Origin of the sequence: Candidatus Accumulibacter contiguus (assembly GCF_036625285.1) — a bacterium.
GTDB lineage: Bacteria > Pseudomonadota > Gammaproteobacteria > Burkholderiales > Rhodocyclaceae > Accumulibacter > Accumulibacter contiguus.
On the sequence record NZ_JAZKUC010000001.1, the window covers coordinates 3304728 to 3326138 of the forward strand.

Consider the following 21411-nt stretch of genomic DNA (forward strand, 5'->3'; position numbering starts at 1 on the left):
CGGCGATGGCGCTACGCTCATTGCGGCAACTTCACCTGCAAATCCTGTGGCCAGGGTAGCGTGGCTTCGAGACGAACGTAGGCCACTCCAGGGAGCCCGGTCTTGACCTGCGTCCGGTATTTCCGGAGCAGTTCGGGATCAATCTGCGCCTTGCTCCGGAACACCAACTTCCGACGCTCGCTCGTGGTCTCGACCGCCTTGGGGGTGAATTGCGCCGTGCTGTCGACAAACGACACCTTCGCGGGGATCACATATTGCGGCACGGCATCGAGAACCAGTCTGACCTCGGAGCCAATCGCCAGCTTGCCGGCGACGCTCTCGGGCAGGAAGAAAGTCATACCGACATCGCTCAAGTCGACGATGGTCAGCAGTTTTCCGCCAGCAGGCAGCACTTCTCCCGGCTCTGCCGTTCGGTACTGGACCCGGCCAGCGCGTGGCGACCTGAGGGTGGCATCGGCCATGTCGGCCTTGATTTTCTCTGTGGCCGCGATGGCCGCTTCGATCGATGACTCGGACTCGCTCACCTGCGATTCGTAAGCTGCAATCGCCGGCTGTGTCTCCAGCGCTGGCGATTGAGCGGCGGCGATCGCTGCCTGTGCTTCGGCCACTTTCGATCGGGCTGCGTCCAGGCTGGCCCTGGCGATCTCCAGTTTGGTCTTGTCGCCTTGCAGCCGCTGGGCGGTAATGAAACCCTTGGCCACCAGTTCTTCGGAGCGCTGCAACTCGCTCTCGGCAAAGGCGACTTCACTCTCGGACTGGGCAACTGCAGCCAGAGCAGTGGTTTTTGCCTGACGTCTTTGTTCGACCAGCGCGATCGCACCGGCCTTGGCATCGAGCTTTTGCGAGGCGATTGATGCGGAACTTGCACTCTCTGCCTGCTTCACCTTCGCCTGCAACTGATGGAGTTCAGCTTCCAGCGTCTGCGTGTCCATGCGGGCGACGATCTGCCCTGCCTCGACAAAGTCGCCTTCCCTGCACAGGATCTCCTTGACACGCCCGGCAGACCTGGTCGCGATGTCGATTTCGGTGGACTCGATGCGCCCGTTTCCGGCCACGAAACCTGCGGGCAACGCCGCCGGCCTGGATTGCTGCCAGGCATAGAGTCCCGAGAGAATGGCGAGAACAGCAATGACAAGGAAAAAAACGATGCGACGTGTATTGGTACTCATGACCCGATATTCCTGATACGGTCGAGGCTTGCACCCTGGCATGGCGGTCGGAACAAGCGCCATTGTAACTCGCTGGCGATCGACGACCCCGGCCGTCCGCCTGTCGAGCCCAGCAGACGAGAGGCTGGTTCCAGAGATTCTCGGCGCCGGCGGGATACAATTCGTGCGTCGCTGACGCGACCTGCGCTGTGAACGAGCGGGCTGCGTTTGTACGGTGGATTGATCGAGGACGGATTTTCGGCATGCAGAGCAGCGGACAGGCGGATCTCGGAGACATGGTGCTGGTCGGCGGCGGGCATAGCCATGTCGGGGTGCTCAAGCGATTCGGCATGCAGGGGCTGCCCGGCTTGCGCCTGACGGTGATCTGTACCGATACGCACACGCCCTATTCCGGAATGTTGCCGGGCTATGTCGCCGGCCACTACCGCTACGAAGAGGTGCATATCGACCTGCGTCGTCTGGCCGCGTTTGCCGGCGCCCGCTATTACCAAGACGAGGTGATCGGCATCGATCGGGAAAACCGCCGGGTGTTGTGCCGCAATCACCCACCGCTTGGCTATGACCGCCTGTCGATCAACATCGGCTCCGCGCCAGCCATGGACCGTGTCGCCGGCGCCGACGAGTACGCCATCCCGGTCAAGCCGATCCGGCGTTTCAACGAGCGCTGGCTGGCCATGCTGGAGCGGGTTTGCCGACAACCGGGGCCAAGCACCATCGCTGTCGTCGGCGCTGGCGCCGGCGGCGTCGAACTGACCCTGGCGATGCAGTATCGCCTGCGCCGTGAACTCCAGCTGCGCGGGCGCGACCCCGACGATCTGCACTTTCATCTCCTGTCCGCCGATCACGACATCCTGCGCACCCACAATGCCCGCGTGCGGCAGCGTTTCGAGGCAGTCCTGGCCGAGCGGGGCGTTGTCGTGCATCGCGCGGCCGAAGTCGGTTCGGTGTCGCGCGGGCAGATCAGCACCCGCAGCGGCGAGACGCTGGCGACCGACGAAGTGTTCTGGGTGACGCAAGCCGGCGCCGCCGCCTGGCTGCGGGACACCGGGCTGGCGCTCGACAGCGGCGGTTTCATCCAGGTTGCCGACACCTTGCAGACGCTCAGCGATCCGCTGATCTTTGCGGCCGGCGATTGCGCGGCGATGATCGATCACCCGCTCGAGAAGGCCGGCGTCTTCGCGGTTCGCCAGGGTCGGCCGCTCGCCGAGAATCTGCGCCGTTCGCTTCTGCAGCAGCCCTTGCTCGCCTACCGACCGCAACGCCACTGGCTTGCACTGATCAGCACCGGGGACCGCTACGCGATCGCCTCGCGCGGCGCGGCGTCTGCGCAAGGTGCCTGGGTATGGCGCTGGAAAGACTGGATCGACCGTCGCTTCATGGCCAGTTTTGCCGATCTGCCGGCGAAGACCTGGCCAGCTTGATGCGCGCGCCTGGACTCTTTGTTCTTGTCGGCGGTGCTTTCTGCTAAGCTCGCGAGCCTCGTGGCGAAGCGGAGGCTTGCTCCCGCACCGCCCTCTACAGTGACCCGTTGATCGCCGCCGATGTTCGACAACTTGCGAAGATATGCCGCTACCTATGCCGTGGCGATTGGTGGCATCCTGATGACCTGCCTGTCATCGTGGAATGTCCGCCAGGAGTTGCAGACCAGCCATCTCAAGGAATTCCAGTGGGCGGCCGGCGACCGCATTCAGGCCGTGCGCTCGGTGGTCGACCAGGGGCTGGACGCGTTGCTGGAGATTCGCGGACTGTTCTATGCTGCGCAGGGAATCGACGAGCAGGAGTTCCTGGTATTCACCGATTCCATCCTTAAACGCCGCCCCTATATCCATAGCCTGCTGTGGGCACCGCTGCTGCACTCGCCACAGCAGGCGCTGCCAGGATCAGCACCAGGCACGCCGCCGGCAAGCTCCGCCACGGCGAATGCCGATGATCTGGCGATCGCCGGGCCGCAGCGCGTGCCAGTGCTTCTTGCCGCTGCCCGTAGCGAACCTGCGGCTGCCCAGGGGGTCGATCTGAACACGACGCCTGAACTTGCGGCATTGCTGCAGCGGGCAAGGGAAAGCGGCAACATCGCGGTCAGCGGTCGCATCGACCTCGTGCGGCCGGGCAGGGAAACGGTACGGGTGATCTACGCTGCCCTGCCGGTCTATGCGCCAGGCCACTCCCGTCATCCTGGTGCCCTACCCTTTGCTCGCAAGCAGGCCGATCCGCTCGGATTCGTGGTGGGCGTCTACGACATCGAGGAACTCGTGCATGTCGCGATCAACCTCCTCGAGCCGCGTGGTGTCGAGGTGCTGGTACGTGACGACTCGGCTGGTGGAGACGCGCAGTTCCTGCATTTTTATGCCAGCCGCCTGGAGCCGCGTGCGGCAGTCAAGGCGAGTGGTCTGATGCCGGCGTACGACGAGGACCAGCCAAGCATGGTGGTCGGGATTCCCGTCGGCGACCGTAGCTGGTCGATCATCTGCGTCGCCACCCATACCTTTCGTAGTGCCGAGGCATTCACCGAGGCGCACTGGTCGGTTCTCGTCGGTGGCTTCCTGTTCACCGCGCTACTCGCTTTCTACCTGGTGCGCAGCCGTCGTGAACTGGAGAATCGCATCCAGTTGACGCTGACCATCTACGAACGCGAGGAGCTGTTTCGCCAGTTGGCCGAAACCGTCGATGTTGTATTCTGGGCGACCAATGCCGATGTGACGCGGCTCGAGTATATCGGCCCGGCTTTCAGACAGCTCGCGGGTCGTGAGGCGATGCTCGATAGCCTCGATGGTGCGGCGCCATCGCTGCTGCTCGACGTCTTCGAAGCCGACGCTCGGCGCACGCTGGTCGAGGCGATCGGCCAGTTGCAGGCCGAAGGTGGGCGTTTTACCGTCGTTCTGCCCGTCTTGCGTGGAGAGCGGGACCTGCGCTGGTTGCGGGTCTGTGGCTTCCCGGTACGCGAAGCGGGCAGCCCGCTGAGCCGCATCGTCGGCTTTCTCGAAGACATTACCGAGCACAAGCTGGCCGAGGATGCGCTACGTGACTCGGAAGCGAAGTTGCGCACGTTGTTCAATCATTCGCCCGACCTGATCTTTACGGTCGATGGCGAGGCCAGGATCCTGCTCACCAATCGGCCATTGCCGTATCCGGTCGGCGGTGCCGGCGAGAAACGATCGGAGCTGATCCTGCCGCCGGAGGTCCGGGAGGGCTACCTGCAGAAACTGCAGCAGGTTTTTGCGAGCGGACGCATCGAGCATTTCCAGTACAACTCCAGTGACGCCACCTGGTGGGAAATCCGCATGGTGCCGATCAGCTCGGCGACTGTAGCGACTACGGTGATGGCGGCAATGGTGGTGATTACCGACATTACCGAGAACCGCAAGCTGCAGTGGCAGGCCATCCGCAGCGCGCGTCTGGCTTCCCTCGGAGTGCTCTCGGCAGGTATCGCCCATGAAATCAACAATCCCAATCATGCCATTCTGGCGAATGCTCCGCTATTGGCCCGCATCTGGCAGGATGCCTTGCCGATCCTCAACGAGTATGAACAGGAGCAGGGCAGCTTCCTGCTCGCCGGCTTGAGTTTCGAGCAGGCGCGACAGACCATCTCGCGCGGTATGCGCGACATTGGCGAGAACGCCAAACGGATTCAGAAGATCGTCGACAACCTGAAGCACCTCGGCAAACAGGATCGCGGGCACATGAACGAACTCGCCGACATCGGGAAAATCCTCCCTGCCGTGGTGACCCTGCTCGATACCCGTATCCGCAAGCATACCGATGCCTTTACGCTGGACTTGCCGGCAGCGCTGCCGACGGTCAGAGGCAATGTGCAGCAACTCGAGCAGGTGTTCATCAATGTGATCGTCAACGCCCTTGAATCCTTGCCCGATCGCAGCCGCTCGGTCAAGGTTTCGGCACGGGCGGATCATGCCGGAAATCGGGTGATCATCCAGGTCGAGGATCAGGGAAAAGGCATCGCCGAAGAGGTGATGGCGCAGATCGGCGAGCCCTTCTTCACCACCAAGGCCGAAAGCGGCGGTACCGGACTGGGCCTGTCGATTTCGTCGTCGATCGTCGAAAAACACGGCGGCATACTGCGTTTCGAAGCCAACCACAATCCTGGCACCACGGTCAGCATCGACCTGCCGGTCAGCACGGAGGAGTGAATGAAGGAAAAGTCATTTGCCAGTCTGCCCGTTTTTCTCGTCGATGACGAGGAGTCGGTTCTGCACGCCAGCGCAGCCGTGCTGCACAGCGCCGGCGTCGCCAACATCCAGATGGTCAGCGACAGCCGGGAACTGCTGTCGATGCTCGGGCAGCAGCCGGCAAGCGCCGTGCTGCTCGACCTGATGATGCCGCATATCAGTGGTACCAAGCTGCTGCCGGACATCGTCCACCTCTACCCGGAAGTGCCGGTGATCGTCATGACCGCTGCTCAGGATGTCGAAACCGCCGTGCGCAGCATGAAGGAAGGGGCGTTCGACTACCTCGTCAAACCGGTCGAGGAAAGTCGTCTGGTGGCGAGCGTCCGCCATGCCCTCGAAGTGCACTCGCTGCGGCGGCAGATGGGGGTGCTGAAGCGTTACCTCCTGTCGGACTGCCTGCAGAACAACGAGGCCTTTGCCGGCATCATCACCAACAGCCGCAAGATGCGGTCGCTCTTTCAGTACCTCGAAGCAGTTGCCGTTTCTGCCGAGCCGGTGCTGATCTCCGGCGAGACGGGTGCCGGCAAGGAGATGTTCGCGCAGGCCTTGCACAAACTCAGCGGCCTGAGCGGGCAGTTCGTGCAGGTCAATGTCGCCGGCCTCGACGACACGCTCTTTTCGGATACCCTGTTCGGTCACAAGAAAGGCGCTTTCACCGGCGCCGACCAGTCACGTGCCGGGCTGATCGCCCAGGCTGCCGGTGGCACGCTGTTCCTCGACGAGATCGGCGATCTGTCGATGGCTTCGCAGGTCAAACTGTTGCGTCTGTTGCAGGAGCACATGTACTTCCCGCTGGGATCGGATGTGGCCCGCCCCAGTGACGCACGCGTCGTCTGTGCGACCAACTGCAAACTGGCGCAGATGATGCGCCAGAATCACTTTCGTTCGGATCTCTATTTCCGCCTGTCGGTGCACCAGGTCGAGGTGCCGCCGCTGCGCCAGCACAAGGAAGACATCCCGCTGTTGCTGCAGCACTTTCTCGACGAGGCTGCGGCGGCCATCCACAAGCCAGCCCCGGAGCCATCGAACGAACTCCTGACCCTGCTTGCCAACTATCACTTTCCCGGCAACGTGCGCGAATTACGGGCGATGGTATTCAATGCCATGGCCTTGCATCGTGGTGGTGCGGTGCTGGCCATGGACAGCTTCCGACAGGCGATCCAGAAACAGCAGAAGACGGGCGCCGACGATGCCGTGGCGGATCCGTCCGATGGCCTGCCGATCCTGATTCCGGGACGCTTTCCCACCCTCGACGAAGTGGAAGAGGCGATGGTCCGGGAAGCGCTCAAACGCGCCAAGGGCAATCAGGGCGTCGCCGCGACGCTACTCGGGCTATCCCGACCGGCGCTCAACCGACGCCTGGCACGGCGAGCACTGCCACCCGAATCCTGAAGCGGCGAAAGCTGTTCCTTTCCCCCGGCGCTCTTCCGCTTGCGAGAGAGGAAGCCCTTCGACAAGGCTCAGGGCAGGATTCGTGAGTCGCTGACGCGATTTTCACATGGACTCCAGCAGCCTGCGGCTGACTCGGCCGGGTGTCGTTTCGTTCTTCCTTCCTGGGTGTTACGTCTCGACATTTTGACAATGCCTGTTGAAGTGTAATTAATCGATTGTAATCAATCGTTTAATGTTCCTAAAAAGAACCTTCACGGAATTCTCGGTGCGTTTTGTTACACCCCCAAGAGATCCCGGGACAGGACCGAAAGCATCCAGCAAGCCTCTGTTTTTCTGGATTCTGGTCAGAACAGGTCCGTTTTGGCATGAATAATGCTTACGACAGCAGGATGAGCGCTCACTGGGCGCGACCACGGCTGCTTCTCGGTGATCACAGAAGCACTTCATTCATGCAAGGGGAATCAATCGCACGCGAACACGCATACAGACACCTCACCAGTCGGATCCCACTACAGCGCACGTTGCACACCCGGATGTCTGACCGCCGCGCATCAACCCACGACCACCACCACAGGGCCGCTTCATGAGCACATTACTGATTCTGACGATTCTGACTGTAGCCATCGTCCTCTTTTTCGACTATACCAACGGCTTTCATGACGCTGCCAACATCGTGGCGACGATCATCGCGTCGCGCGCGATGACCCCCGTGCAGGCAGTGATCATCGTCGGCACTTTCGAGTTCCTCGGGCCTCTGCTGGGTGGAACGGCGGTCGCCAACACCATCGGCAAGTTCGTCACCCTCGGTGACGTGCAGGCCGTTCTTTCGCTGGCCATCCTGATCAGCGGTCTGGTTGGCGCCATCGTCTGGAATCTCGCCACCTGGTATTTCGGCATCCCGTCGTCCTCTTCGCACGCACTGGTCGGCGGGCTGATCGGCGCGGTCGTCGTTTCCGCCGGCGTGGACAATGTCGTCTGGGGTTTCTCGCAATTGATGCACGGGCAGGTGACCGGCATCGTCAAGGTGCTGGCCAGCCTGATCGTGTCACCGCTGCTCGGTTTCTGGGTCGGTTTCCTGATCCTGCGACTGATGAACATCCTCCTGTTCGCCGCCAAGCCTTCAGCCAATACCGGCCTGCGTTATGCACAGTTCGTCACCGCCGCCGGTCTCGCTTTTTCGCACGGCGCCAACGACGCGCAGAAAAGCATGGGCATGCTGACGCTGGCGTTGCTGCTGGGAGGTTTCATTCCAACCTTTGAAGTACCCTTCTGGGTCATGCTGGCCTGCGCCATCGCGATTACCCTGGGGATTCTCTCTGGCGGCTGGCGGATCGTCCGCACCCTTGGTTTCGCGATTTACCGCGTTCGCCCGATCCACGCGCTCAGCTCACAACTGACCTCGGCCCTGGTGATCCTGACCGCGTCGGCGATCGGTGCGCCGGTCTCGACCACCCACGTCGTCGGCACCTCGATCATGGGCATCGGTTCCTCGGAGCGGCCGAAAGCCGTGCGCTGGAAGAAGGCCAAGGACATCGCCATTACCTGGGTCATCACCATCCCCGGCTCGGCACTGGTTGCCATTCAGACATTCGCTCTTGTCAATCTCTTTCTCGGAAAGGTCTAATCATGTCGAACGCAAGTACTGCATCACCCTCCTTCACTCGCCGCATCCTGCATCGGGTCTTTCCCAGAGTACCGAATTTCTTCGCCCTGCTGGCCGAGCAAAGCGCGCAGGTCGGCCTTAGCGCCGGTCTGCTGGTCGAATACATGGGCTCCGGCACGCCGGAAGTCGCCAAAAGGGTGATCGATGCCGAACACGAGGGAGATCGCCTCAAGATTCGCAATCTGACGCTGCTCAACGAAGCGTTCTCGACACCGATCGACCGCGAGGACCTGCACCGGGCGATCATCAACCTCGATGAAATCATCAATAGCTGCAAGACCGTCGTTGCCGAGATGGACACGAATGTCCTGGCCTTGAAGGCCGACAAATACTGCCTGGAAATGGCCGTGTACCTCAAGGAAGGGGCCGAGGCGGTGGCTGCAGGCTATGGCCGTCTGGGCAGCGATCCCAAACTGGGCCGCGCCGACGCGGACAAATCCGACCAGGCGGTCCGGAAATTGACCCGCACCCACCGGCGCGCCCTCGCCGAGTTGTTCAACGACAACGATTTTCACCACATCTTCCGCCGCAAGGAAATCTACAATCAACTGCTGGGTGCAGCAGACCGCCTGAACGTCTGCAACAGCACACTGCTGGACATCGTCGTCAAGCTCTGCTGAAACTTCCTTCCCGCGCAGTCGGGTAAGCAAGCACGGGGAATCGGCCGCAAGGCCCTTTCCCCGTCTGTATCTCCGGCTACGCATTCCACTCGGGCGCTTTGCCCGCCGCGCAGCATGCCGCGGCCACTTGCGATTTGCCGCCGATCCTCCTGACGCACGATTCATCCCCAAGGCACCCTGGCTACGCTGCCGACGCCAACAGAATGTGTACAATTTCTGATTTTCGTGCATAATCCGCGCACTTTTTACAAGAAGAGGGCCGCGAGGGCCTTTACCAGAAAGGGGGCGTATGGAATCTCTATATTGGCTGGCCGTGGCGACCGTGGCAATCGTGTTGTTCTTCGATTACACCAACGGCTTTCATGATGCTGCGAACATCGTCGCGACGATCATCGCATCGCGGGCAATGACGCCGGCGCAGGCGGTCGTCGTCGTCGGGGTTTTCGAGTTTCTCGGACCCCTGCTCGGTGGAACGGCGGTGGCCAACACTATCGGCAAGTTCGTCGACTTGTCGACCGTGGACGCCCATCTGGCGGTATTGATTCTGTTCTGCGGTCTGCTTGGCGCCATCGTCTGGAATCTCGCGACCTGGTGGTTCGGCATTCCCTCATCGTCGTCGCATGCGCTGGTCGGTGGACTCGCCGGCGCGGTGGTCGCCGCCGTCGGCTCGGAATACGTGATCTGGGGCTGGTCGCCGCTGATGCACGAAGGCAAGCTGCTCGGCGTGATGAAGGTGCTGGTCTCGTTGTTCCTCTCGCCGGTGCTGGGTTTCTGCGTAGGTTTTCTGATTTTCCGCCTCGGCCGGAAGGTCATGGCCAGCGCCAGGCCGACCGCCAATCAGACCCTGAGGAAGCTGCAGTTCGTCACTGCTGCGTGTCTCGCGTTCTCGCACGGTGCCAACGACGCGCAGAAGAGCATGGGCATGCTGACGCTGGTGCTGCTGCTCGGGGGCTTCATCCCGAAGTTCGAGGTGCCTTTCTGGGTGATCCTGGCCTGCGCCACGGCGATCACCCTCGGCATCCTGTCCGGCGGCTGGCGCATCGTGCGCACGCTCGGTTTTGCGATTTATCGGGTCCGCCCACTGCACGCGTTTTCGTCGCAACTCACCTCGGGCTTCCTGATTCTGACCGCTTCGTATCTGGGTGCACCGGTATCGACCACGCACGTGGTCGCCACCTCGATCATGGGTATCGGCTATTCCGAGCACCCGCGTGCCGTGCGCTGGAAAAAGGCGGTTGACATCGCCAAGACCTGGGTGATCACCATCCCTGCTTCGGCACTCACTTCCATTGTCTGCTACGCCATTGCCAGGATCATTCTTGGCCACACTAACTGAGGAGATGAACCATGGACGAAAATCAAAGCCAAACCGAAGAGAACAAGCCCATTTTCCGCCGTCTGTATGAGCGGGTATTCCCGACCGTTGCCGATTTCTTTGGCATCCTTGCCGAGCAAAGCGCGAACGCTGCCGAAACGACTCGCCTGCTCGTCGAATTCATGGAAACCGGCGATACGGCCATCAGCCAGAAGGTCCGTGACGACGAGCACGAAGCCGACCGCATCAAGGCCGTCAACCTCAGCGTCTTGAGCGATGCTTTCTCGACGCCGGTCGATCGCGAAGACCTGTTCCGCGCGATCACGACGCTCGACGACATCGTCAACTACTGCAAATCGACGGTCGTCGAAATGGACATGCTGGGTCTGCAACCCGACAAGCACAGCCTCGAAATGGCGCTGCACATCCGCGAAGGTGCCGACGCGCTGGCCAAAGGTTTTGGGCGTCTGGCGACTGATCCGGCCGGTGCCGGCGTCGATGCCAACGCCGCCAGGAAAGCCGAACGCACGGTTGAAAAATCGTATCGGCGAGCGATTACCGCGCTCTTCCAGGGTGATGACTATCTGAATATGTTCAAGCGCCGCGAAACCTATCGCCACCTCTCCAATGCCGCTGACCGCGTCTCTGATGCAGCGCGCGCGCTGAACAACATCGTCGTCAAGCTGGTCTGAACGCTGCCGCAGCACAAGATTCCGCGGCTCCTTACGGATAGCGTCCGGAGGAGCCCGGAATCCTCGAATCTTCTCCGGTGGGCAAATCCGTCTTCAACCGATGCCCCCTCTCCTGCTTGCAGGTGAGGGGCGATTCGTGAGTCATTGACGCGATCCACAAAAGTTGCACGGGATTCAAGCAGCCGGCGTCCTCCACGGTGCCGCCTGCTGGTGAAAATCGTCCAGCAGGCGGCCCAGTTCGGGCAATAGCTGTTCAGTTTGCCCTTCGAGCCAGCAGCGTATGCCCTCCCCCTGCTCACCGGGCAGCGCTTCATGGATCAGTTCGCTGGCCACAGCCAGATCGTTGAGTCGGCCGAGCATTTCCTGCAGGCCGCTGGCCGACAGGTGGTAGTTGCGCAGCCGTTCGCCGGGGAAGAGTGACGCGAAAAATTCGATCGCGTAGCGCAGTCGCTTGTAGGCCACACGCAGACGATGGCGGGCCGTCGCGTCGCCGCACAGTGCCTGTGCCGCGAGTTGCCTGACCTGTTTGGCGCGCTTGTCGAGGCAGCGCGGCACAAAGGCTTCGAGTGGGCGCGCTTCGCCCTCGGGAAGCGCCAGAATGGCGGCAGTGAATTCGAGCAACAGCCGCGAGTAATCATCCGTTTTGAGTGCGCTGCGCGCTGCCTGGCGATTGATGGCGCAGCGACGCTGCGCGTAGTTCGACAGGCGAGCGATCGCGACGCCTTCCGGGAGAGGGAAAGCAGCAACGATCGATGGCAAGGTCTCGGCAAGAAACACATCCCAGTTTCGCGTTTCGCCGAGTTGCCTGGCCAGAGCCTGCCAGAGCGGGTCGAAGCTGCTCACGAAGTCCTGCGGGAGCAGTGGCTTCCAGACCCGAATCGCCGAACGCAGACGGCGGATCGCGACGCGAGCCTGATGGACAAACTCGGGATTGTCGCTTTCCCGCAGTCCCTGCTCATTGCTCTGCAGGTGTTTGAGGCAGGCCAGCCCGATCGTCCGGAATGCGGCAATCGCCGACATCCCGGTGTTGATCTCGATGGGAAGCGCCTTGACCACCGGCCATTGTTCCGCTGCCAGAATCCGGTAGCCACGCAGGAGCTTGCTGGCGGCTTCCGGGTGCAGGGAAAGATCGGCCTGCAGTTCGCTGGCGGTGGAAAACAGGTCAGCGACACCTCCCGACAACAACTCTAGCCGGATCTCGCAGATTGCCTGGCGCCGTCCTTCGGCCTCGATCCAGCCGCGATCGAGTGCCAGTTCGATGCGTACGTCTTCGCGCGGTGCCAGCAGCCAGGCGCTGCGCGTGAAACTGGCGATAAATGCCGGCCGCAGTTCTGCGCGCACGGATTCGAGCAGATGACGCAGCGTACCGTCCTTGACCTGCGAGAAATCGATTTCTCCGGGCGCACCCACCAATTCCCACTCGTCATGTCCCGCCTGCCTGTCCTGCGGCGGGGCCTCCCGCCGAATCGACGACAGTGAGGTCGCCCCCTGTCTGCCATGGCGAACGATCACCCGCTCGCGCCGCAAGCGTTGGTCTGCGGTGTCGTAATAGGTATTGACGACGCGTTGGCGAATCGGTTTGGCGGCGGTCAGCAGCGGATGCTTGGCCAGCCTGCTGGCCACTCCGGGCGTTAGGGAGAGATTCAGTTCGGTTTCAATAGCCATATGACAAGCTCCTGAGAATTGGGGTGACCTGGCCAGGAGCATCCAATTCCCACTGAGCAAGCCACTTGCATATGAAAACGGTGATCGGAATATCCGTTACCGCAGTTCAAGCACAAGCCATGCCAGCCCTCTGCCGCCATCAATATTCACCAAAGATCAAGTCGCTAGGCGCGCAGCCAGAGGCGCCACTAAAACTTTTACGGGTGCAACAAATCGGACGATGCGCCGCCATCCGATCTGCTGACAATTGGTATTACCCATACATAACAGCCAGTTACGGTCGGCCAGCGGAATCTGTCGCAATGCAGGAACGTTACACCTGTGACCAGTGAGCGATCGGCTTTCGACCGGTTCAGCACGAACGGGATTTTTCCATCATTCATCGGGTGCCCCCCTTCGCCCTCAGCGGCCCGCATGGCTGCGGTGTCGAATGGCTCGCTCATCTTGTATCGGGTACGGTGTTTAGCTGGGGTCATGGTGTAACACCGCATTCTCCGGCAGCCTCCTGCATTTTCCATCAAGTATCTGAATTAAAGTGGAGATGACTGTCTTGCCAGCCCGGCAGCGGGTTTCTGATGGCGTTTTGTTGCACCCCCAAGGGTTTCGCGCAGACCCGGTCGATCGATTGCATGGCGCTGATTTTACGCGAGAATGAAATTTCTGTTTAAGCTGGTACGATATATGCTTTATCCAACTCTATGAGAGCAGAGCGACCGCGATCGTTCTTGCCGAGCAAGCAAATCAACATTTCAACATTCCACTGATGACCATTTCTCCAGCCGCCATTGCCGCAGAACACAGGTGAACGCCATGACCCCCATCGCCGTTTCACAAGTTGTGCGTAGAGTCCGTCCGCTCGTGAGTGCTGCCGAAGCGCCGGATTTCTTCGTCATGATCGACCAACAGGCCAGGATGGTGGTGAATCTGGCAAGGGTGCTTGCCGAGGTGCTGCAGGGGAAAGAGTCGGCACATTCGCTGCGCCTGCTCGAAATGGAGCAGCGTCGTGAAGAACTGCAGCGGCGAAATCAGGCAGTGGTTGATTCGCTCCCGCAAGCCGGGATGGGCGAGATGCACTCGACGATGGACGCTCTGGATCGGGCCGCAGTGCTTCTGATCCGGGCCGCTCGCGACTGCCATCCGGGGTGGTCGGCCCCGGATGCCGCCGCTTTCCAGATGTTGGCGGTGATCCAGAAAGCGATCGAGAGCCTGCAGAATGGCTATGCCCGGCTGGCAAATGGCTCACCAGCAGCCGAGTACGATGCCGACGCCGCCATCGTCAGCCAGAGTGCGCTGGCTAGCGGGAAAACCCTCGTGCGGGGAGTACCGGCTACTGAGGAGCGATTCCTCGCACCGTCGCAGGGGATGTCTCCAGCGCACGCGTGCTGGCCGTACGGTCTGCATGAAAATCTGAACAAAATCGCTCATGAACTTTCTGGTGCCGGTGTCATTCTCAAAAGTTGGTCCCGGCAACTGTCTGCCGGAAGCCGCGGCTTTGCCCTCTTCCCCCAACAGTTCGTGGCCAGCTGACATGCAAGCCATTTCCAGTATTTCAAGAAGCACTGGCAGCCAGAGGCAGCTTGCCCCAGGCGGGTCAGTCTCCAGTTTTTTACTTCCAGCAGGAGAAATCATTGTGGAAACTCAAGTGCAAGCGGCACCAAGGTCCGCCATTTCGCGGTCGATCGAAAGCGATCTCGACAGCTATCTGGATGCCATAGCTGATGCTACGGCGATCTTCAGGGAAGCGGTAGACGCTTATCTGCAAGGTGGGTCTGAAGGGTCATGCTGGCGGCAAGCCGGAAAAATCTCGGAGCACCTGCGCACGCTCGACGACATGCAACAGAGACTCGAGACCGGCGTGCGTCCGCAGTCGGCATTGGGGGATCTGGTTGCCGAAATGATCGACCCGCTGACCGGTGTGAGCCGGCTGCTCAAGGACATGAAACGGCAGATCACCGGTTTTGCCATCGAATCGGGTTTTTCGAGCCCTCGCCGCTGCGTTCCTGCGTACCTGGTTCCGGACTTGCAGGAACTGAGTGACGAGGTCTGCGCCGCGGTCGACGCGCTGGTCGAGAGCTATCGCCCATCGCTGCTGTGGTGGGAACAGCCGTTTTCGGGCGAGGCAGAGCATGGCGTCAGTTGGTATGAAAACCAGGCAGACCGTCTCTCGATGCAGATTCTCAAGAAAATCTTTGCCGACGACAGCATCGACCTCGAAGTGAAACTGCCGCTGGCGCAACTCGTGGAAGAGATCGACCGCGTGGCTGACCAGGCCGAAGGAATCGACAGAGAACTCCGGGCCCGCCGCATGGCTGGCCTGCCCACTGCCGCCGGCAGGGATTCGCACTGAGTCTTCTGCATCCGCTTCCAATGGCGCAGCCGGTCTTGCCCGATAGTGTTCGGGCAAGACCGTTTTGCGTTCACTGCTTGCCCGGCGACCAGCAGCCGGTCTTTTCACCTTCCGCTAAAAAAGAACCAATCGTGTTAACATCGCACGCGGCCCAGGCTGGGTAGCCTGGGCCGCATTGCTTTGCGTCGCTTGGGCTCAAGCGGGCCGTCTGGTCTGCAGCGGCATTTTTCATGAGGGATTGAAGGGAGCCTGAGATGGAACTGGCAATCAAGTTCAAGAACGACAAGCTGGTCGGCGATTTCTGGGGCGGTCTTGCGGCAATGCTGGTCGCCCTGCCGTCGGCGATCGCTTTTGGCGTGACCATCTATGCGGCCATCGGGCCGTCGTATGCCGGCCTGGGCGCTCTGGCCGGGATTCTCGGTGCCACCGCTCTCGGACTCGTGGCCCCGGCGCTGGGCGGTACCAATCGTCTGATTACCGCTCCCTGCGCGCCGGCCGCAGCGGTTCTCTCGGCCTTTGCGATTGAACTCGTGCAGCACGGGGTAGCCGCGCCGTCGATCGTGCTGATGTTGACGGCCCTTGGCCTGGTGTCCGGGCTGGTGCAGATCCTCCTGGGTTTCATGGGGATCGGCAGCCTGATCAAATACATTCCGTTTCCGGTGGTCAGCGGCTATCTGACCGGTGTCGGCCTGATCATCATCGGCAGTCAGATCCCGAAATTCCTGGGTGTTCCCGGCGGTACGGCGTGGTGGCGGGCACTGATCTCACCGGAACTGTGGCAGTGGCAGAGCGCGCTCATCGGTGCCGTCACGGCCGGCGTGATGATCACCGCACCGATGCTCACGCGCGTTGTGCCGGCGGCCATTCTCGGCCTGCTGGCCGGGGTGCTGAGCTATTTCGGACTCGCCACGGTCGATGAGTCGCTGTGGGTCATTGCCGATAACAAGCTGATCATCGGTCCGCTTGGGGGAACGGCGTCCAGCATGTTCGAGGCGATCACCGGTCGCTGGCAGGAAATCGGCGAACTGAAGCTGAGCCAGATCGGCAGTCTGCTCGGAACGGCCTTCACGCTCGCCGTTCTGCTGTCGATCGACACGCTGAAGACCGCCGTCGTTCTCGATGCCCTGACCCGCAGTCGCCACGATTCCAACCGCGAGCTGATCGCGCAGGGCCTCGGCAATGTCGCTTCCGCATGTGCCGGTGGCATGCCAGGCGCCGGCCAGATGGGGGCGACGCTGGTCAATCTGGCGAGTGGTGGCCAGACCCGCGTCTCCGGGGTCGTCGAAGGCGTGCTGTCGCTGATCGCTTTTCTGGCTCTGGGAGCATTCATCGCCTGGATTCCGGTCGGCGCGCTGGCCGGCATCCTGATCGTCGTCGGCATCCGCATGATCGACCGGCACAGCCTGCATCTGCTCGAGTCGCCGTGGACCCTGATGGATTTCATCGTCATCGTGGTGGTGGTCGCCGTGGCGGTCGGTTACAGCCTGATCGCAGCCTCCGGCGTCGGTGTCGCGCTGGCGATGTTCCTGTTCATTCGCGAACAACTGAGCAGCACGGTGATCCGTCGCAAAATGGACGGTGGCAGCCGTTTTTCGAAGCGTGTCCGCCTGCGCAAGGACATGGCCATCCTCGAGAAGGAGGGTTACCAGTCGGTCATTCTCGAGCTGCAGGGCGGCCTCTTTTTCGGGACCAAGGATCAGTTGTACACGGCACTGGAACCGGAACTCGGCAAACGCAAGTACATCGTTCTCGATATGCGCCGCGTGCAGTCGGTCGATGTCACGGCAGTGCATCTGCTGAGCCAGATCCGCGATTCGCTGATCGAACGCGATGCTTTCCTGATCTTCAGCAGCCTCTCGCATACCCTGCCAAATGGCCGGAATATTGCCGAGTTCTTCGACCAGATGGAACTGACCAGCATGACCGACCATGTCAAGGTCTTCGGTCAACTCGATGATGCCGTCGAGTGGGTTGAAGACCAGATCCTGGACCAGGGCCAGGGTATGGCACCGACGGCCGAGATCACGGCACTGGAACTGAAGGATCTCGAACTTTTCAAGGATCACAAGGAGGAGACACTGATCGACCTGGAAGCGGCCTTGCAACGACGCTCGCTGGTCAAGGACGAGAAGGTCTACTCTTTTGGCGATCCCGGCAACGAGCTCTACCTGATTCGCAAGGGCGCGGTCCGCATCACTCTGCCGAGCCCGGTCGAAGAGGGCGGCCACCACTCGCTGACCTACGGGCGCGGCGACTTCTTCGGCGGCATGGCATTTCTGTCGCAGATGACCCGCCTCAACGATGCGACGGCGCTCGAAGACACCGAACTCTTCGTGCTGCAGCGCGAGCAGTTCGAAGTACTCCGGGAAGAGCACAAACGCCTGGCGTGCACCCTGGTCGAGGAGCTTGCCAAGGTCTTGGCCTTGCGCCTGCGCTACGCCGACAAGGAGCTCATGGCCATGCAGGAATAGGGTAGTAGGGCCAGCCCACATGCAGCAGGCAGCCTGTAGGCCGGACTCCGCCATATTCCTCGCGAAGTGCCGGCTCGGCGCATTCGCTGCGGACTACTTTTTTCAGACGGATTTGTAGTTGTTGGGTGGAATTGGGCTATCATCACGCGCGTCGATGGCTACTGAATGGCGCTAACCCGAGGGAGAACGAGGATGTTTCAGCATATCTTGCTGCCGACCGATGGCAGCCAACTATCCCGAGATACCGCACAACGCGCGGTTGACTTTGCCAAGGCAGCCAATGCCACCATCACCGCCCTGTACGCAAAGCCGACCGAGCAGGAATCGGAGAGTTATGGCAATATGGTGGAGCCTGCCGTGCTCGCGCAGATGGTTTCGGGTTGCGAAGGGAAAGCCAAGGAGTACCTCGGTTTCATCAAGAAACTGTGCAAGGATGCCGGGGTCGCGTGCACGGCGCTCGCGGTGGTGAGTGAGAGCCCGTGGGAGGCGATCGTGAACGCCGCCGAGGACCACAACTGCGATCTCATCTTCATGTCCAAACATGGCCGCGGTGGTCTGTCCTCGCTACTGCTCGGCAGTGAAACCTACCGGGTACTGACCCACTCCAGCGTCCCGGTTCTCGTCTATCGCCCGCCCGAGGTCGATGCGAACCGTCGCAAGGCCAAAGAAAGAGCCCGCGAAAAAGACCGGAAAAGAGCCTGACCCAGACCCGCTCAGCGGCACTCCACGTTTAATGTGGAAGTCGCATCAGCGACTCACGAATTTACCCTGAGCCTTGTCGATGGGCTCCCCTCTCTACCCGCGGGAGGAGGCTTGGGGAGAGGGGAAACGGTCATGACTCCCAGCTACTGGCAGCAGGCTTCTGCCGATCTCGCGCAGCTTGACCCGGTGCTGTCCGCTCTCGTGAAGCGTTTTGCCGGTAAGACGCTGGTTTCGCGTGGCGACCCCTTCGTGACCCTGCTGCGGTCGATCATCGGACAACAGATTTCCGTGAAAGCCGCCGACAGTGTCTGGGCGCGCTTCCTGGCAGCCCTGCCGGCGGTGACTCCGGTCGCGCTGCTCGCGATGGAAGCCGAGACGCTGCGTGGCTGCGGGCTGTCGGTGCGTAAAGTCGAGTATGTGGTGGATCTGGCTCGGCATTTCGTCAGCGGGCAGATTCACACCAATCGCTGGTCGACGATGAGTGACGCCGAGATCACTGCCGAGTTGACCGCGGTGCGCGGCATCGGTGTGTGGACTGCCGAGATGTTCCTGATCTTCAATCAGTTGCGTCCCGATGTTTTCCCCCTCGACGACCTCGGCCTGCAGAAAGCCGTGGCCATTCACTATTATGCCGGAGAGCGTCCGGGGCGGCGTCTGCTTGCCGAGCATGGCGAGCGCTGGCGGCCGTGGCGTTCGGTGGCGACCTGGTATCTCTGGCGCAGCCTCGATCCGGTCCCCGTTGAATACTGAACCGAGCTGGCGCGCTGGGCAGGCGAGCGGCAGGCCTTTCAGGTTAGAATAGGGCGCTTTCAGATCCGTACGCTTGCAGACTGCCCTTGATGAAAACCAGTTTTCTCGACTTTGAACAACCGGTCGCCGAGATCGAAGGCAAGATTGAAATGCTGCGTTCTGCGCAGGATGTTTCTGCCGTCGATATTTCCGACGCCATCACGCGTCTCGAGCAGAAAGGCCAGACCCTAACCCGTGAGATCTATGCAAGGCTCTCGGCCTGGCAGATCTGCCAGGTGGCACGACATCCACAACGACCTTCCACGCTCGATTACCTGCGTCTGATTTTCACCGACTTCGAGGAACTGCACGGCGACCGGGCTTTTGCCGACGATCACGCGATTGTCGGTGGCCTGGCGCGCCTGAACGGCGATCCGGTGATGGTGATCGGCCACCAGAAGGGGCGCGACACCAGGGAGAAGATCTTCCGCAATTTCGGCATGCCGCGCCCGGAGGGTTACCGGAAGGCGATGCGCCTGATGCACTTGGCCGAGAAGTTCGGCATTCCGGTGCTGACCTTCATCGACACCCCGGGCGCTTATCCCGGCATCGACGCCGAAGAGCGTGGCCAGTCCGAGGCGATTGGGCGCAATCTCTATGTGATGGCGGAATTGCAGGTGCCGATCATCGTTACCATCATTGGTGAGGGGGGATCGGGAGGGGCGCTGGCGATCGGCGTCGGCGACCTGGTGCAGATGCTGCAGTACTCGACCTATGCGGTGATTTCCCCCGAAGGCTGTGCCTCGATTCTCTGGAAGAGTGCCGAAAAAGCGAGCGAAGCTGCCGAAATCATGGGCATCACCGCGCCCCGCCTGCAATCACTGGGTTTGATCGACCGCATCGTCAATGAACCGACCGGTGGCGCCCATCGGGATCATCAGGCGATGGCGCAGAACCTCAAGCAGGCGCTGCAGGAAGCGCTGCAGAAACTGGCTGCACTACCCGCTGCCGATCTGCTCAAGGCACGCCTGGACCGCCTGATGGCCTATGGTCGGGTCAAAGCGCCGGCACTGCGCTGAGTATTCCGCGTCGGCAGCAGTCCGGCAGATCCAGCAGACGCTCTCGGCATTCCTCGCAGTGCGCGTGGTGCCCGCTGCCCGCCTGTGTGTCGCTCTTTCCGGTGGTCGCGACTCGCTGGTCCTGCTGCACGCGCTTGCTGAGCTGCGCTCGTCGAACCCGGCTTTCGAGCTGTCGGCAGTGCATGTCCATCATGGTCTGAGTACCAACGCCGACGCCTGGGCTGGATTCTGTACCGACTTCTGCGCGCGTTGCGGCGTTCCTCTCGAAATCGTTCGCATCGAGGTGCCGCGCGCTGGCGTCGAGGGGCTGGAAGCCGCGGCACGGCGCCTGCGCCATGCGGTGTTTGCGAACTGTTCTGCAGACTGGCTGGCGCTGGCACATCATCGCGACGATCAGGTCGAGACGGTACTGTTCCGGATGTTGCGCGGTGCCGGCGTCAGCGGAGCTGCCGGGATGCCTGCGGAACGGCATCAGCGCGACGGTCCGCGTCTGATTCGTCCGTTGCTCGAGGTGCCGTCTGCGGTGATCGCGCTTTACGCACAAGAGCACTCGCTGACCTGGGTGGAAGACGAGAGCAACAGCGATTTGCGCTACCGCCGGAACTACTTGCGGCACGAGCTGATGCCGCGCATCGAGGGGCAGTTTCCCGGTGCTGCCAATGCGCTGGCACGTGCCGGGCACCATTTCGCCGAAGCCGCACTGCTGCTCGAAGAACTGGCGCAGGCCGATCGGGCGGCCGCAGCAATGCCATCAGGGCGCATTGATCTTGCCTATTTCAATTCGCTGAGCACGCCAAGAGCGCGCAACCTGTTGCGCTTCGAGTTGCTGTCGGCGGGCTTTCGCGGCCCCGATGCACGCTGGCTCGACGAGGCATTACGCCAGTTGTCTACGGTCGATACGGCTTCGGAAACCTGCATCCGCTCAGCCGATGGAGAAATCCATGCCTACCGGGGAGAATTGCATGTCCTTCGCCAGTGTCCAGCCGTTCCCGCAGGCGACGTGCCCTGGTGTGGTGAAGAGGAACTGCCGTGGGGTGCTGACCGCGTCACATTTACGCCGACCACTGGCGCCGGCATCAACCGCCACAGGCTGGCCGGCGCGCCGCTCCGGCTGACTTCCCGGCAAGGCGGTGAACGTCTGCAACCGGACCCGCAGCGACCCTTGAGAACCCTCAAGAAACTGCTGCAGGAGGCCGCCGTGCCACCCTGGGAACGGCTCCGCCTGCCGCTGCTGTGGTGTGGTGAGCGCCTGGTCTGGGTGGCCGGGATCGGCGCCGATGCGGCCTTTGCCTGTCCTCCGGGTGAGCCTGGACTGCTGCTCGCCTGGCAGAGGGCAGTGCCGCCGCCCGCCGGTCATCTGTTCTCGCAGCGCTGAGCGCAGGG

The 21411-nt window shown here is 61.5% G+C and carries 15 protein-coding genes and 1 pseudogene; 14 read left to right on the top strand and 2 right to left on the bottom strand.

The genetic code is table 11. The features are described from left to right. Positions 1-17: 17 nt before the first annotated feature. Positions 18-1169: an HlyD family secretion protein gene (locus V5B59_RS15775; protein WP_169070350.1), complete on the bottom strand. Its 1152-nt coding sequence runs from the start codon at positions 1167-1169 to the stop codon at positions 18-20. Positions 1170-1411: 242 nt separating this feature from the next. Between V5B59_RS15775 and V5B59_RS15780 the strand changes: the two are divergent. The 7 genes and pseudogenes from V5B59_RS15780 to V5B59_RS15810 all read left to right on the top strand — a co-directional run. Beyond that, a pseudogene (locus V5B59_RS15780) lies at positions 1412-2569 on the top strand (FAD-dependent oxidoreductase); the annotation flags it as partial. 141 nt (positions 2570-2710) lie between these two features. Continuing rightward, complete coding sequence (locus V5B59_RS15785; protein WP_169070348.1) at positions 2711-5314, top strand: ATP-binding protein; 2604 nt, start codon at positions 2711-2713, stop codon at positions 5312-5314. Continuing rightward, positions 5315-6745 (top strand): sigma-54-dependent transcriptional regulator, encoded by a 1431-nt coding sequence (locus V5B59_RS15790; RefSeq protein WP_169070347.1) that lies wholly within the window; start codon positions 5315-5317, stop codon positions 6743-6745. Between the two features lie 583 nt (positions 6746-7328). After that, on the top strand, positions 7329-8369 hold the full coding sequence (locus V5B59_RS15795; protein WP_169070346.1) for an inorganic phosphate transporter: 1041 nt from the start codon (positions 7329-7331) through the stop codon (positions 8367-8369). 2 nt (positions 8370-8371) lie between these two features. Then, positions 8372-9028, top strand: coding sequence for a DUF47 domain-containing protein (locus V5B59_RS15800; RefSeq protein WP_169070345.1), 657 nt, complete (start codon positions 8372-8374; stop codon positions 9026-9028). Positions 9029-9317: 289 nt separating this feature from the next. After that, positions 9318-10364, top strand: coding sequence for an inorganic phosphate transporter (locus V5B59_RS15805; protein ID WP_169070344.1), 1047 nt, complete (start codon positions 9318-9320; stop codon positions 10362-10364). Positions 10365-10375: 11 nt separating this feature from the next. Continuing rightward, complete coding sequence (locus V5B59_RS15810; protein ID WP_332352025.1) at positions 10376-11035, top strand: DUF47 domain-containing protein; 660 nt, start codon at positions 10376-10378, stop codon at positions 11033-11035. A 174-nt stretch (positions 11036-11209) separates the two neighbouring features. Here the strand turns inward: V5B59_RS15810 and V5B59_RS15815 are convergent, their stop codons facing one another. Then, on the bottom strand, positions 11210-12700 hold the full coding sequence (locus V5B59_RS15815) for a CHAD domain-containing protein (protein WP_169070342.1): 1491 nt from the start codon (positions 12698-12700) through the stop codon (positions 11210-11212). 810 nt (positions 12701-13510) lie between these two features. On the opposite strand from V5B59_RS15815, the gene V5B59_RS15820 reads away from it, so the two are divergent. The 7 genes from V5B59_RS15820 to tilS all read left to right on the top strand — a co-directional run bounded on the left by V5B59_RS15820 (position 13511) and on the right by tilS (position 21403). Beyond that, the gene (locus tag V5B59_RS15820) at positions 13511-14227 is read left to right on the top strand and encodes a hypothetical protein (RefSeq protein ID WP_169070341.1); all 717 of its coding nucleotides are present in this window, start codon (positions 13511-13513) and stop codon (positions 14225-14227) included. A gap of 103 nt (positions 14228-14330) precedes the next feature. Then, positions 14331-15047 (top strand): hypothetical protein, encoded by a 717-nt coding sequence (locus tag V5B59_RS15825; protein ID WP_308240102.1) that lies wholly within the window; start codon positions 14331-14333, stop codon positions 15045-15047. 254 nt (positions 15048-15301) lie between these two features. Next, a complete protein-coding gene (locus tag V5B59_RS15830) occupies positions 15302-17518 on the top strand; it encodes a SulP family inorganic anion transporter (protein ID WP_211203379.1) in 2217 nt (738 codons plus the stop codon). A gap of 192 nt (positions 17519-17710) precedes the next feature. Continuing rightward, the gene (locus V5B59_RS15835; protein ID WP_169070340.1) at positions 17711-18220 is read left to right on the top strand and encodes a universal stress protein; all 510 of its coding nucleotides are present in this window, start codon (positions 17711-17713) and stop codon (positions 18218-18220) included. Positions 18221-18352: 132 nt separating this feature from the next. Next, positions 18353-18970 carry a DNA-3-methyladenine glycosylase family protein gene (locus tag V5B59_RS15840; RefSeq protein ID WP_169070339.1) on the top strand — a complete coding sequence of 206 codons (618 nt, stop codon included), beginning with the start codon at positions 18353-18355 and terminating at the stop codon, positions 18968-18970. A gap of 89 nt (positions 18971-19059) precedes the next feature. Further along, the gene (locus V5B59_RS15845; RefSeq protein ID WP_169070338.1) at positions 19060-20028 is read left to right on the top strand and encodes an acetyl-CoA carboxylase carboxyltransferase subunit alpha; all 969 of its coding nucleotides are present in this window, start codon (positions 19060-19062) and stop codon (positions 20026-20028) included. Between the two features lie 67 nt (positions 20029-20095). Then, positions 20096-21403: a tRNA lysidine(34) synthetase TilS gene (tilS, locus tag V5B59_RS15850; protein ID WP_332352026.1), complete on the top strand. Its 1308-nt coding sequence runs from the start codon at positions 20096-20098 to the stop codon at positions 21401-21403. Positions 21404-21411: the final 8 nt, after the last annotated feature.